This window comes from Kribbella sp. NPDC051587, assembly GCF_044453945.1.
In the GTDB taxonomy this organism is placed as follows: Bacteria; Actinomycetota; Actinomycetes; order Propionibacteriales; family Kribbellaceae; genus Kribbella.
Map to the genome: position 1 here is coordinate 162,790 of NZ_JBITDE010000015.1, position 13,170 is coordinate 175,959.

The following is a 13,170-nucleotide window of genomic DNA, read 5'->3' on the forward strand; positions in this document are numbered from 1 at the left end:
GTTTAGACGGAGCGGGCTTTGCGTAGAGTCCCTGCCATGGCTGTGAACTTGACGCGGATCTACACCCGCACCGGTGACGCAGGCGAGACCCGCCTGGGCGACAACTCGACCACCTCGAAGACGGATCCGCGACTGGCGGCGTACGGCGACGTGGACGAAGCGAACTCGGCGATCGGGGTCGCCATCGCGGCCGGACACCTGAACAGCACCCTGGTGTTGCTGTTGACCAGGATCCAGAACGACCTGTTCGACGTCGGTGCGGACCTGTGCAACCCGATCACGCCGAACCCGGCCTACGAGCCGCTGCGGATCACGCAGGAGTACATCGACCGCCTCGAGGGCTGGTGCGACGAGTACAACGGCCGCCTCACCAAGCTGCGCTCGTTCATTCTGCCTGGTGGCGCAGTGGGCGCCGCGCACCTGAACGTGGCCCGCACGGTGGTCCGCCGGGCCGAGCGCACCGCGTGGTCCGCGGTCGAGCAGCACGGCCCGACCGTGAACCTGCTGGCCATCACCTACCTGAACCGGCTGTCGGACCTGCTGTTCATCCTCGGCCGGGTCGCCAACCTGTCGTCGGGTGGCGACGTCCTCTGGGTGCCCGGTGGGGAGCGGACCTCTTAAGCGAGCTGCCAGTTGAGCGGCATCCGGAGCAGTCCGGCCGGTGGGAGCCCCAGCGCGCTGTAGACCCCACTGGCCAGGCCGTCCAGCGTCAACGGCTGTGCTGTGACGGCCAGATCGTCCGTAGTGGTCGGTGCACGTAGCTGATCGAGCAGGTTGCGGTGCGGCACGGTAGCGACCCGGATGTTGTCGCGGTCGAGCCCCGCACGGCTGCAGGCCAGCGTGAGTGCGTGCTGGAAGCCGCCTAGCTCATCGACCAGCTTGCGGTCGAACGCGTCCGCCCCGGTCCACACCCGGCCGCGCGCCAGCGCCTCTAGCTGCGCCTCCGGCAGTCCGCGGTCCAGGGCGGCTTTAGCGACGAAGTCCTGGTAGATCCGGTCGAGCGTCTCCTCCAACCGGTCCCACTGGTCGTCGCTGAACTCCTCCTGGGCGGAGTACATGCGTGCGTTCTCGCCCTCGGACACGGCCTGCTGCGAGATCCCGATCCGAGCCAGAGCATCCCGTACGACGCCCTTACCGGTCAGCACGCCGATCGACCCGGTGATCGTGCCCGGCTGCGCGACGATCACGTCAGCCGGCATGGCGACGAAGTACCCACCAGATGCCGCGACACTGCCCATCGAGGCGATCACCGGCTTCCCAGTGGACCGCAGCCGCAGTACCTCGTTGCGGATCGCGTCAGAGGCGACGTACGAGCCACCTGGGCTGTCGATGCGCAGTACGACGGCCTTGACCTTGTCGTTGTCCGCAACTGCACGCAGAGCTGCGCCAACCGTGTCAGAGCCGGACCCTGGTCCGCCCAGCGGGCTGTTCGCGTTCCGGCCGACCGTGATGCCGCCCGAGACGCGCACTACCGCGACCAGCGGCTTCTCCGGCCAGGGGAGTCGGCGCTGCAGCTCAGCCAGTGTGCGCGGCCCACGCCGTACATAGCGCTCGGCCAGCAGCCGCTCGGTCTCGCCGAGCGTCTTCTCCAGCTCGTCGTACACATCCGACCGGTAGCCGAGCCGATCGACCAGTCCGGCGTCCAGTGCAGCCTGGGCATGCAGTGGCGCGCTGTCGACCAGCTCACGCACCCGTTCCGGCGACAGCCGGCGCCGTACGGCGATTCCGTCGACGATCTGCTCGTAGACCGACTCAGCGAGCCGCGCGGCCATCTCACGGCCCGGACCGGTCATCTGCTTCTCGGTGAAGGTGTCTGCGGCGGTCTTGTACTCACGCCGCTTCCCGAACTGCGGAATCACGCCGGCCTTGTCGAGCGCACCGCGGACGAACACCGCCTGCATGGTGACGCCGGTGATCCCCACGTCACCCGACGGCTGCACCCAGATCTCGTCGAACGCCGTGGCGAGGTAGTAGGGCACCGTGCCGCCGCCGGCCTCACCGAACGACTCGGTCCACGCGACCGCGGGTTTCCCCGACGTACGGAAGTCAGCCAATGCGTCCCGCAGGTCCTGCACCTGGGATAGCGTCAGGCGCGCACCACCCAGATGTGCCACCAGCCCGGCGACAGACTCGTCCCGCGCCGCCTTGCGTAGCGCTGCGACCAGTTCACGCAGTGTCGGCAGGTGCCGCGCACGGAACGCTGCCACCGGTGAGGCGGGCGGCGTCTCGAGAACACCTCGGGTCAGATCCAGCTCCAGCAAAAGGCCCATACCTCGACCCTAGACCGGGCTCACAAGCAACGCCTGGCCCTGCGACGCGGACCTGGCGGCTCACGGCCCCTCAACCGTGAGCCGCCAGGAGTTCTGGGCTACTTGACCTCGTACGCCCGGGTGATCGTCTGATCGACGGAGTTGCCGGCTGCGTCCCGCGCCTGAGCCCGGAGCGTGACGAAGCCGGACATCTGGTCGACGGCCGCCTTCCAGACGGCCGCACCGGTACGTCGTACCGGCACTGGCTGCCAGGTCTTGCCGTCGTCGAAGGACGCCGACAACTGCAGGCTGACGATCGGCCGCACCGGCGCCTTGAACGCCGTCTGCACAGTCACCGGGAACTCGAACGGCCCTTGTGGTGCACGGTTCCGCTCATCCAGCTCCGGTGTGTACCGCACGTTCAGCAACGGCAGTGCGGTGTCCACACCGTCCGGAGTGCGCTGGGACCGGAACGTCCAGCGCGAGGAGATCTCCGGTGACAGCTTGGTCCAGTTGTCCGCCCGCTTCGTCACCTTGGTCAGCTGGTACGTCGCCGCCGACTCCGGTACGGCGAACGTCTGGATCGCGAGTGAATCGGATGCACCGATCTCCGTGCCGTTGCGGATCAGCGTGGTGTGCTCCGACGCTAGTCCCGCATCTCCCAGCCGGTTGGGCGTCCCGTCGGCGAAGGACGGCACGTAGACGCTGACGCTGTCGCCGTCCCGTGAGACCCACGGCAGTGCGTCGCGGCCGGGGTTACCGATCCGTGGGTCGGGCAGGCTCGGCCCGAACACGCCACGCTGCCAGTCGACCTTCGTGGTGCGCCCGGCCGGGTAGGCCTTCGCTTCGGAGTCGAGCAGCGTCAGGTACTCGTAGCCGTTCTCCGGCGTGTAGCGGTAGACCTCGTTACTGAAGGACCACAGCACATTCTTCGCCGAGTAGTACTCGGCGCGGTGGAACGGCAGGTTCATCCCGATCGCCGGTGTGAAGACGAAGGCCGGGACCGCGTGACCACTCGGGTCGCGCTGTGGCAGAGAGGCGAAGCTGTAGTTGTCGGCCCGGTAGCCGGGCTCTCCGGCGTACGACGCGTCCAGGTGCGCGTAGTCACGCGGATCGGTGACGACTGACGGGTTGGCCGGGATTTGCCCGGGCCAGACAGCGGAGTCGTGGTAGAAGTACGGGCTGTCCAGGTACAGCTCGCCTCCAGGGTCCTGCCCGTCTGGCATGCCCGCCCAGGCCACGTGGGCGAACGCCGTGTACTTGCTCGGCGCGTGGGTCCGGTTCGGGACGACGTACATGACGGGGGTGAAGCTCGCCGTACCACCGTTGGCGACACCGACACCGCTCGAATAAGTCGTGCCGTCGATGAGAGTGCGCGCAGCACCGACACCACCGGTCGCTGCGGTCGCATCCGTCACCGGCGCCCGTACGGCGATCTGCCGCGCCTTGCTGCCGTCGAGAGTGATCGGACCGGCCGCACCGAGTACTAGGTCGGGTTCGGTGAAGTAGGTGACCTCGCCGAAGCCAGCACCCTCGTCGTTGATCTTCGCCGTGTAGCCGTCGACGATGTAGTGGCCCGCTGGGAGCTTCACCGAGTCGCCTGCCGCCACCGAGGAGGCGATCAGCTTGTTCACGTCGACCAGGTAGGTCCCGGAGACATGGGTGTCGTCGTTGACCGCCGGTGCGCCGGTGTGGTCGTACACCACCACCTTGTGGTCGTAGGTGGTGACCTCCTTGCCCACACTGACTGTGGTGCGGACCGTCTTGCCGTTGCTGCTGGCAACCAGCCAGGCGGCGTACGCACCCTCGGCCTCCGGACCAGAGGTGTTGGCTGTGACCTCAACGGTCGCACTGCCGTGTGCGGGGACCAGGAGGGAAGAGGCGCTGAGCTTGAAGAGCTTGGCGCCGTTGAGCTTGAGTGCGAGCCGCACGGGCTGCGGACTGCTGTTGGAGTAGGTCACCGGCTTGGTGACTGGCTTGTCGTCGTTGTGCGGCGCCGGCTGCAGTCCCAGGTTCAGACTGCTCGGCATCGCGAGCACTGGTTGCTTGAGCGCGGCTGCGACGTCCACGCGTCCTGCACCCTGCGTGTAGATGCCCTGGTCCTTCAGCCCGAGTGAAGAGCCCATCAGGGCCGCCTTCAGCTGCGGTGCCTTCCAGTCCGGGTGCGCCTGCGCCAGCAGCGCGGCAGCACCAGTCACGTGTGGCGCAGCCATTGAGGTGCCCGACAGTTCGGCGTACGACGCGTTGATCGCGAACGGGTCCAGGGGAGTGTTCGCAGCGCGCGCAGCAACGATCCGGCTGCCAGGCGCGGAGATGTCCGGCTTGACCGACAGGTCGCCGAGACGCGGTCCCTGACTGGAGAACTCGCTGTGGCCGTCGGACTTGGTCACCGACGCAACCGCCAATGCGGAGTCGGCCGCAGCCGGTTCGGACACCGTCGACGCAGCACCGAAGTTGCCGGCCGAGACGACGAACAGCGTGCCAGTACTAGCGGTCAGCCGGTTGAGCGTCTCGGACAGGATGTCCGTGCCGTCGGACGGACCGCCACCGATGCTCATGTTCACCACACGCGCGCCGGACGAAGCGGCCCACTCCATGCCGGCGATGATGGCCGACGTCTCGCAGTTGCGGTTGCTGCAGACCTTGCCGATCATCAGATCCGCATCAGGTGCCACGCCGCGGTACTTGCCGCCTGACGCGGCGCCCGTACCGGCCACCGTCGACGCAGTGTGCGTACCGTGCCCGACCACATCGACCACGTCGTCGCTGGTGAAGCCCTTGGTCGCGATCACGCGGCCCTTGAGGTCCGGGTGCGTGGCGTCGTACCCGCTGTCGAGTACGGCGACCTTCACGCCCTTGCCGGTCAGTCCGGCCTTCCACGCCGCCGGTGCGCCGATCTGCGGCACACTGCGGTCCAGGTTCGGCGTCACTCCGCCGTCCAGCCAGACCTTCTTCACAGTGCCGGCCAGTCCGGTACGGCGCTTGGCCTGCGGACTGTTGAGCCAGCTCCACCACAGGTCTGTGGCCTGAGCGCGTTCCTGCCCGATCGCGACGGCGTCGATGATCGGCAGCTCCCGCTTCACCTGCGTGCCCTCTGGCAAGGCGGAGCGGACGGCGCGCGCCGCACCGTCGTACTGGATGAGTAGCGGGAGCCTGGGCGACGACTTGTCATCCAGACCGAGTTCGCCGAGCAGAGCGATGTCGAACAGGCGTGGGTCGACCACTCCGGCGTTGACGAGCGGCATGGCGTCCAGCGGGACCACCAGCTGTTGTTTGCCCAAGGCAAGCTTGTGGAACGCCATCCGGTCCCGGCCGGGACCAGGGCGGACGTCGACGGGCACGACACCCGTGCTGGTCTGCCGGGCGATCACCTTGTCGCCGGTCACCAGCGTGAAGGTCAAGGGAGCGTTGTAGAGAGCCGCTGGGGACCGCTCAGCCCCAACAGCGGGTGGGACGGTCGCAGCCAGTACGACGAGTGCCGTGGCCGCTGCGGTGGCCAGTACTTTTCGGGGACGGAATCTGGGCAAGAGGTTCACCTCGGTGGGAAGGGCGATTTCCGGGCAGGGTGAAGCGCGGTCACGGCTCAGACAGAGCCGTGACCGGAGGGGTCTCAGGGGTGGGTCAGCGACGAGCGGTGGAGGGCGGGGTGGGGTCGTCGTTGGTCCAGCCGGACTCGAGCGCGATGTCCGCGCCCTTGTTCGGGCCGAACATCTGCGAGGCCAGCAGGCGGCCGTGCACCGGGTCGATGATGTAGTCGAGCCGGCCACCGCTGTACAGCGTCGGGTTGGCGCCCGGCTTGAGCCGGCCGAAGTCGGTCTTCAGCGAGATCTTGGTGCCGGTGCGGCCCAGCGGGTCCTTGACGTTCTGCTCGATGGTCACCCCGGGGATCATCGACAGCACCCGCAGTACGGCGCCGCGCAGCTTCGGCGGTGACGGTGCCTCGAACAGCAACCGGCCGGCCGCGGAGTAGGCGGTGAAGTTCATCGCCTCCGCGTTCGCCGGGTCGGCGCCCTGGGCGAGGATCGCGCGCAGCTTCACCGGATCGGTGGGCAGGGCGGCGATCTGCTGCGCGCTGAGCGGCTTCTCACCGCTCAGGTAGTAGCCGACCGGAACGTTCTCGAAGGACATCTTGTTGACCACCGGCTTGGTCCCGGTCGTGGTGATGGGGTCCGCCAGCTCACTCTGGTTCCAGGACGTCGGCGAACCCTGCGCACGCCACTTGGCCTCGTCGCCAGGGGTGGCCGGCTTGTAGCCGAGCTCGACCCAGCCGTACCAGGACTCGACGCCAGGCTTCATCGGCATCCACCGCTCGTCGATGCTCTCCCGCTTCAGCGTGTACTTCGGGTTGCCGACCCGAGTACCGGTGTCGATGTGCAGGGTGCGGACCCGGTAGTACTTGCCGGACACCTTCTCGTCGGCCTCCTGCTGGACGGCCGCAGCGATCAGCACCTCACTGGCGCTGGCCAGACGTGGCGGCGTCAGCGTTGCCGGCGCCACCCCGACGTCCCCAGAGCTGGGGCCCTGCAACAGCGGTACGCCAAGAGCGACCACTGTGACCACCGCAGTGGTGGCGGTGACCGCACCACCGATCCAGGCCAGTCTGGTGCGACTGCGGTGCTTCTCCTCGTGGATAAGCGCCTGCAGCTTCCGGCGGGCGGCAACCGACGCCTCGGTGCTGGGTCCGTCCTGTTCGGGGAAGGCATTGCGGATCGACTTGAGCTCGTTCATCAGGAGTCAGCTCCTGTCGGATCGGTGGGGCCGAGAGATTCGCGGATGACGCGCCGCGCTCGGGACAGTCGCGAGCAGACCGTGCCGTACGCGATTCCGAGGGCTGCGGCGACTTCGTCGTACGTGAGCTGACCTAGTGCGACCAGTAGCAGGACCTCACGGTCCTTGGCGGAGACCTTGGCCAGTGCGGCCGCTAGCTCGCGGCTGACGCCCTGTGCGGTCACCTGTGCTGCCACGCGTTCCTCGTGACCACTGGTCGGTTCCGGGAGCGGCAGCTTGCTGGTGGCCCGCCAGGCGCGTACCTCGTTGCGGCGGTGCCGCCGGATCAGATTGGTCGCGATGCCGTACAGCCAGGCCCGGACCACGCCGTTGCGGCTGTTGAACCGCTCCCGCTGCCGGAACGCGATCAGAAACGTCTCCGCGGCCAGGTCGTCGGCCAGGTCACTGCCGAGCCGCCGGGCGACGTACGAGTGCACCTGCCCGAAGTACTGGTCGAAGATGTGCGTGAACCGCTCCGGCTCCCGCACCGACGCCTCGAGCACCAGACTGTCCTCGTCCACCGAGCTGCGGGCAGACTGCACCCGGCCGGGGAACGCGATGGCCGCCAAGGCCACGTCGGGCGTCATCGAACTCCTCACATCTGCTGGGTCGCCGATCGGCTCGCCCTGTTCTTGCCCGATGTCCCCAGACCCCTTCTCGTGACCCCCGTCACACAGCAGCCCGGAGCTGGGCATGCCGGCGGGTAGACGCGCGAGGAGGTCCACTGGATGACAGCAGCGGACAGAATCAGTGCGTGTCGAGCAGTCCGCGCGCAGCGGCCTCGTCCTTGGGCCAGACGTAGACGGTCCACCCGTCCTTCGTCCGGGCCGTCGTGGCCTTGATGCCGAAGTCCTTGAGCTTCGAGACGGTGATCCGGGCCTCGTTGTGGCTGTGCACGGTCCGGACGTCGGTCAGCAGCCCGAACGAGTCCCGCTCGGCCGGGCGGTCGTCGACGCGCCGGACCAGGGAGCCGCGCCTGGCCTTGGAGAAGGCCCAGCGGCAGAGCAGCACCATCAGCCCGGCGAACGCTATGGCGACCACGGGGAAGAGGAAGTACCGCTCGGCGAACACATACCCCATTCTGCTCCGAAACAGAATCTCGTGCGGTCTTGGCAACCATCCGTGTCTGCATGGAGTCTTTACGGACACACGACGCTGTGCACAGCGGCCGATCACTCGGGGGCCGCCGGACGAGCGGAGGGCACGGACATGCACGCACCGACCCATGACAACGTCATACATCTGACCGGCATCCTGGACGTCCGCACTGTGGGCGACGTCCGCCAGACTCTCAACCACCTCATCGACACCTCCCACGGCGACGTCATAGTCGACCTGGAAGAGGTCGATGCCGTCGACGCGACCGGTCTGGGTCTGCTGGTGGCGACCCACCGCCGTACCCAACTCCTCGGCCGGCAACTGGTCCTCTGGCACCCGCTCCCGTCCGTGGTGCGGATCCTGGCGGTCACCCGCCTGCACCGCATCCTGCACGTGGAGCGGACCCCCCTTCCGATGACCGCGTAATGTGATGCTGTATGGCCTTGTGACGTAGGCCCCTGGTGACACGAGTCACGAGAGGGCGACTCACAAGGTCACACAGTCCTACTCTCGGGTACATGGCGACTGGCGAGCGGGACCGGCCGTGGGTGATGCGGACCTACGCGGGGCACTCCTCCGCGGCCGAGTCGAACGCGTTGTTCCGGCGGAACCTGGACAAGGGGCAGACCGGACTGTCGGTCGCGTTCGACCTGCCGACCCAGACCGGGTACGACGCCGATCACCCGCTGGCCAAGGGTGAGGTCGGCAAGGTCGGCGTACCGGTGGCGCACCTGGGTGACGTCCGGGCGCTGTTCGATCAGATCCCGCTGGCGCAGATGAACACGTCGATGACGATCAACGCGCCGGCCATGTGGTTGCTGGCGCTCTACCAGGTCGCTGCGCAGGAGCAGGGGGCGTTGCCGTCCGAGCTGACCGGTACGACGCAGAACGACATCGTCAAGGAGTACCTGTCCCGCGGCACCTACGCCTTCCCGCCGGACGCCTCGCTGCGCCTCACCACTGACCTCATCGCCTACACGGTGGCGAACGTCCCGAAGTGGAACCCGATCAACATCTGCAGCTACCACCTGCAGGAGGCCGGGGCCACTCCAGTGCAGGAGCTCGCCTTCGCGCTCAGTACGGCGATCGCCGTACTGGACCGGGTTCGAGACGGCGGTCAGGTGGAGCCGGAGCAGTTCGGTGACGTGGTGCAGCGCATCTCCTTCTTCGTGAACTCCGGGGTGCGGTTCATCGAGGAGATGTGCAAGATGCGCGCGTTCGTGCGCCTCTGGGACGAACTGACGCTGGAGCGGTACGGCGTGACTGACGCCAAGGCCAGGCGGTTGCGGTACGGCGTCCAGGTGAACTCACTCGGCCTGACCGAGGCGCAGCCCGAGAACAACGTGCAGCGGATTGTGCTGGAGATGCTCGGCGTGACGCTCTCCAAGAACGCCCGGGCCCGCGCAGTGCAGCTGCCGGCGTGGAACGAGGCCCTCGGCCTCCCGCGGCCGTGGGACCAGCAGTGGTCGCTCCGCATGCAGCAGGTGCTCGCGTACGAGTCAGACCTGCTCGAGTACGACGACATCTTCGACGGCTCGCATGTCATCGCAGCGAAGGTGGACGAGCTGGTCGCCGGGGCGCGTGACGAGATCGACCGCGTGCAGGCGATGGGCGGTGCGGTCGTAGCCGTCGAGAGCGGCTACCTGAAGAGCGCTCTGGTCGGCTCACACGCGGAGCGCTGGCAGCGGATCGAGTCCGGTGAGCAGGTCGTCGTTGGTGTCAACAAGTTCGAGAACACCGAGCCGTCGCCGCTGACGGCTGACCTGGACACGGCGATCCAGACTGTCGACCCGGCTGCCGAACAGGCCGCTCTGAACTCACTGCGCGAGTGGCGGGCGCAGCGCGATCAGAAAGCGGTCGAGACCGCTCTGGCCAAGCTGCGTGAGACTGCGAAGGGCACCGGCAACCTGATGCCCGCAACGCTGGAGTGCGTCCGGGCCGGCGTGACGACGGGGGAGTGGTCCGGCGTACTGCGGGAGATGTTCGGCGAGTACCGCGCACCCACTGGTGTGTCGGGATCAGTGGGAGTGTCTGCGGGTGGCGAGGCGATCGCCGCAGTGCGGGAGAAGGTCACTGAGACCTCTGACGAGCTGGGTGGCCGGCTGCGGTTCCTGGTCGGCAAGCCTGGGCTGGACGGCCACTCCAACGGCGCTGAGCAGGTAGCGGTCCGCGCGCGTGACGTCGGCTTCGAGGTGATCTACCAGGGCATCCGGCTGACGCCCGAGCAGATCGTGGCGGCTGCAGTGGCGGAGGACGTGCACTGTGTCGGGCTGTCGATCCTGTCCGGCTCCCACATGGAGCTGGTCCCGGCCGTCGTGGCAGGCCTGCGCGAGGCCGGGCTGGAGGACGTGCCCGTGGTGGTCGGTGGCATCGTCCCGGACGCGGATGCCAAGGCCCTGCTCGCATCTGGTGTCGCTGCCGTCTACACGCCGAAGGACTACGATCTGACGGGGATGATGTCCGACATGGTCGACGTCATCCGCCACGCCAACAAACTCGAATAGAGCTTCCCCGGAGGTACCGCCCATGCCTCGGTCTGCCATCCTCACAACGGTCCTCGCCACGATCGCGGTCCTCGCTCCGCCCACTGCGGCGGTGGCAGCGGCAGGCTGTGACGCAGCCGCGGCGGGCTACACCACGGCTCTGCAGATCAATCTGCCCACGTCGGCGACCTGGCTCAATACGACGCCGCCGTACACGGTCAACAACACTGCGGCGATCGGGTCCAACTTCGATCGCGTCGGCTACTGCCTCGAGCTGAACGGTCCCAAGGGCGTGCAGTGGGTGTGGACGGCGATGGACCCGTTCACCAGTGATGCCAAGCGACTGGGTCTGCAGACCTCCGCAGGTCAGATCTTCCGGCAGCAGGTCACCGACCTCGAGGTGAGCTCCAACGTGGCCGGCGTGACGAACGGGACCGGTCAGACCGGCTACATCGAGATGTGGCCGAACCAGTACAGCGGTGCGGCCGCCGGTCAGGTCCCCAACGCCTCCGCGAGCACGTACGACGCGGATGACAGCCCGACCACGGTTCTCGGCCATGGCTCGTTCCAGATCCACCAGATCGGTGGGACCAAGCCGTCGTCCGTGCCGGCCAAGCCGGTGCTCTCGATCAACCGGTTCTCCGAGGCGACCGCCAAGACCCTGGCGCTCGGCATCGGCACGAACACCACCGGAGCACCCGACTGGACGCTGACCGACAACGCGGCGTCGTACACGCAGCGCAAGCTGACTGTCTACGCCCGGCCGTCGCTGGTGAAGCTGACCGAGATGCCGCAGGACCTGAAGCTGGTCCCACGCGACAGCGACAACGGCGCGAACCCCGCAGTGGCCGGCCAGGTCACGGCGACCGGGGTGGATCACGTGGAGCTGCGCGTCACCGGCAACGGTGCGACGCAGACCTTCACCGCTCCGGCCTCTGCGCCGTTCCGGTTCACGCCACGCATCCTGGCCGGCCGGTGGGACTACACCTTCGAGCTGAGAGCCGTCGGGCCCGGCATCGACCGAGTGGTGGCCAAGCGCACCGGAATAGTCGCCGGCGACGTGTACGTCGTACAGGGTCAGTCGAATGCCGAGGCGGCCAAGCGGTCCGGCGACGCGAATGTCGAGGAGTCCCAGTACCTGCGCAGTTTCGGGAGCTCCAACGCCGACCCGACCATCTCTGGTGCCGACCGGGTCTGGCACTACGCGACCGGGGAGGTGACGCAGCAGTCCGGCTCAGCTGGTCAGTGGGCGATCCGGATGGGCCGACGGCTCGTCGACACCTACGGCGTACCGGTGGCGCTGTTCAACGGCTCCCACGGCGGTAAGCCGATCAGCTTCTTCCAGCGCAACGACACCACGCCGAACGACCTCACAACGAACTACGGCCGGCTACGCAGTCGCTTGCAGGCGTCGGGAGTGCTCAGCAAGGTCAGGGGCGTGCTCTGGTACCAGGGCGAGCAAGACAGCGACAACGCGTCCGTCCACATCGCCGGCTTCACCTCTCTGCTGGCGGACTGGCGCACTGAGATGACTACGGCGAAGTACTTCGCCTACCAGGTCCGCACGTCCCCCTGTAACAACACCACGACCGTCAACCTCCGCGAGGCACAGCGCAAGCTTGGCGACACGCAGGGCGTCACGATCCTGTCGACCAACGGCCTGTCCGGTCACGACGGCTGTCACTACGCCTACGCCGGTGGCTATCGCGAGATGGGCGACCACACGTTCGCTGTCGTCGCCAGAGACCTGTACGGCGGTCCCTCGGCCGGCGTGGCTCCGCCGAACCCGTCGAGCGTCACCAAGAGCGGTACGACTCTCACAGTGAAGCTCCGGTCGACTGACCCGCTCATAGTGGACTCCGGCGTGGGAGCCGACTTCCGGCTGGTCGGCTCCACTGTCACGGTCACCTCGGTCGTCTACCAAGCCGATGGCTCGCTCAAACTGTCCTTGTCCGGTACGCCGACCGGTGCGACGGCACTCATCTACCAGGGTCATCTGAAGGCGGGACCCTGGATCACCAACGCCACCGGTACCGGGCTGCTGGCCTTCGACCTGGCCATCACCTAGGCGCTCTGCTTCTCCTTGACCAGGTCCTCGACGGCCTTCGGGATGGTGGTCTCGAAGTCGAGCAGCTTGGCCCAGGTGAGCGTCACGGTGATCAGGACCATGTCGGTGTAGAGGTCCTTCACACCGGCTACCCAGCCCTGGTACTGCTCCTCGTCGGCCATCACCTTGCGCCCGGCGACGATGTACCCCTCGGGGATCCCGTCGGCCAGCTCGACCTCGGCGGTTCCGCGCAGCAGCAGCACCTTCGGTGGGAAGGCCGCCGTGTCGATCGTCAGCGCCACCTTCGGGTTCTTCTTCAGCGCGGCGACCTTGGCCGCCTTCGGCGCGGTGGCGATCAACAGCTTGCCGCCGTCCATCCAGTAGCCGATCGGAACCACCCGCGGGTCCCCGTCCAGGCCGTTGTAGGCGAAGCGGGCCGGCTCGGTGCCGTTCAGCAGCTGCTGGGAGTAGGGCTTGGCCAGGATCTCGGAGATCTGCTCGGGGTTCATGTCGGTTCCTTCCGGTT

General features: G+C 67.5%; 10 protein-coding genes. 4 read left to right on the forward strand and 6 right to left on the reverse strand.

All coding sequences use genetic code 11. The features are described 5' to 3' along the window. The first annotated feature begins 36 nt into the window (after positions 1-36). Positions 37-621: a cob(I)yrinic acid a,c-diamide adenosyltransferase gene (locus tag ACIA49_RS36500; protein WP_396382846.1), complete on the forward strand. Its 585-nt coding sequence runs from the start codon at positions 37-39 to the stop codon at positions 619-621. Here the strand turns inward: ACIA49_RS36500 and sppA are convergent. From sppA to ACIA49_RS36525, 5 genes are all read right to left on the reverse strand, one after another. Continuing rightward, positions 618-2,270 (reverse strand): signal peptide peptidase SppA, encoded by a 1,653-nt coding sequence (gene sppA / locus ACIA49_RS36505; protein WP_396382847.1) that lies wholly within the window; start codon positions 2,268-2,270, stop codon positions 618-620. The genes ACIA49_RS36500 and sppA overlap by 4 nt on opposite strands. Before the next feature lie 98 nt (positions 2,271-2,368). Further along, complete coding sequence (locus ACIA49_RS36510) at positions 2,369-5,776, reverse strand: S8 family peptidase (protein ID WP_396382848.1); 3,408 nt, start codon at positions 5,774-5,776, stop codon at positions 2,369-2,371. A gap of 94 nt (positions 5,777-5,870) precedes the next feature. Continuing rightward, positions 5,871-6,977 (reverse strand): CU044_5270 family protein, encoded by a 1,107-nt coding sequence (locus ACIA49_RS36515; protein WP_396382849.1) that lies wholly within the window; start codon positions 6,975-6,977, stop codon positions 5,871-5,873. Beyond that, complete coding sequence (locus ACIA49_RS36520) at positions 6,977-7,603, reverse strand: RNA polymerase sigma factor (RefSeq protein ID WP_396382850.1); 627 nt, start codon at positions 7,601-7,603, stop codon at positions 6,977-6,979. Before ACIA49_RS36520 ends, ACIA49_RS36515 begins: the two co-directional genes overlap by 1 nt. 160 nt (positions 7,604-7,763) lie before the next feature. Then, positions 7,764-8,087: a hypothetical protein gene (locus tag ACIA49_RS36525; protein ID WP_396382851.1), complete on the reverse strand. Its 324-nt coding sequence runs from the start codon at positions 8,085-8,087 to the stop codon at positions 7,764-7,766. 138 nt (positions 8,088-8,225) lie between these two features. Here ACIA49_RS36525 and ACIA49_RS36530 point away from each other — a divergent pair, with 138 nt between their 5' ends. The 3 genes from ACIA49_RS36530 to ACIA49_RS36540 all read left to right on the forward strand — a co-directional run bounded on the left by ACIA49_RS36530 (position 8,226) and on the right by ACIA49_RS36540 (position 12,665). Beyond that, on the forward strand, positions 8,226-8,540 hold the full coding sequence (locus ACIA49_RS36530; protein WP_391547817.1) for an STAS domain-containing protein: 315 nt from the start codon (positions 8,226-8,228) through the stop codon (positions 8,538-8,540). Positions 8,541-8,632: 92 nt separating this feature from the next. Beyond that, positions 8,633-10,618: a protein meaA gene (locus tag ACIA49_RS36535; RefSeq protein WP_396382852.1), complete on the forward strand. Its 1,986-nt coding sequence runs from the start codon at positions 8,633-8,635 to the stop codon at positions 10,616-10,618. Positions 10,619-10,640: 22 nt separating this feature from the next. Continuing rightward, a complete protein-coding gene (locus ACIA49_RS36540) occupies positions 10,641-12,665 on the forward strand; it encodes a sialate O-acetylesterase (RefSeq protein ID WP_396382853.1) in 2,025 nt (674 codons plus the stop codon). Here ACIA49_RS36540 and ACIA49_RS36545 read toward each other — a convergent pair. Next, a complete protein-coding gene (locus ACIA49_RS36545; protein WP_396382854.1) occupies positions 12,662-13,153 on the reverse strand; it encodes a pyridoxamine 5'-phosphate oxidase family protein in 492 nt (163 codons plus the stop codon). The genes ACIA49_RS36540 and ACIA49_RS36545 overlap by 4 nt on opposite strands. Between the last annotated feature and the right edge of the window lie 17 nt (positions 13,154-13,170).

Bases quoted from the DNA above. Each gene is read 5' to 3' on its own strand.
- ACIA49_RS36540 (WP_396382853.1), top strand. From the start codon at position 10,641: ATGCCTCGGTCTGCCATCCTCACAACGGTCCTCGCCACGATCGCGGTC.
- ACIA49_RS36535 (WP_396382852.1), top strand. From the start codon at position 8,633: ATGGCGACTGGCGAGCGGGACCGGCCGTGGGTGATGCGGACCTACGCG.
- sppA (WP_396382847.1), bottom strand. From the start codon at position 2,270: ATGGGCCTTTTGCTGGAGCTGGATCTGACCCGAGGTGTTCTCGAGACG.
- ACIA49_RS36530 (WP_391547817.1), top strand. From the start codon at position 8,226: ATGCACGCACCGACCCATGACAACGTCATACATCTGACCGGCATCCTG.
- ACIA49_RS36500 (WP_396382846.1), top strand. From the start codon at position 37: ATGGCTGTGAACTTGACGCGGATCTACACCCGCACCGGTGACGCAGGC.
- ACIA49_RS36515 (WP_396382849.1), bottom strand. From the start codon at position 6,977: ATGAACGAGCTCAAGTCGATCCGCAATGCCTTCCCCGAACAGGACGGA.
- ACIA49_RS36520 (WP_396382850.1), bottom strand. From the start codon at position 7,603: ATGACGCCCGACGTGGCCTTGGCGGCCATCGCGTTCCCCGGCCGGGTG.
- ACIA49_RS36545 (WP_396382854.1), bottom strand. From the start codon at position 13,153: ATGAACCCCGAGCAGATCTCCGAGATCCTGGCCAAGCCCTACTCCCAG.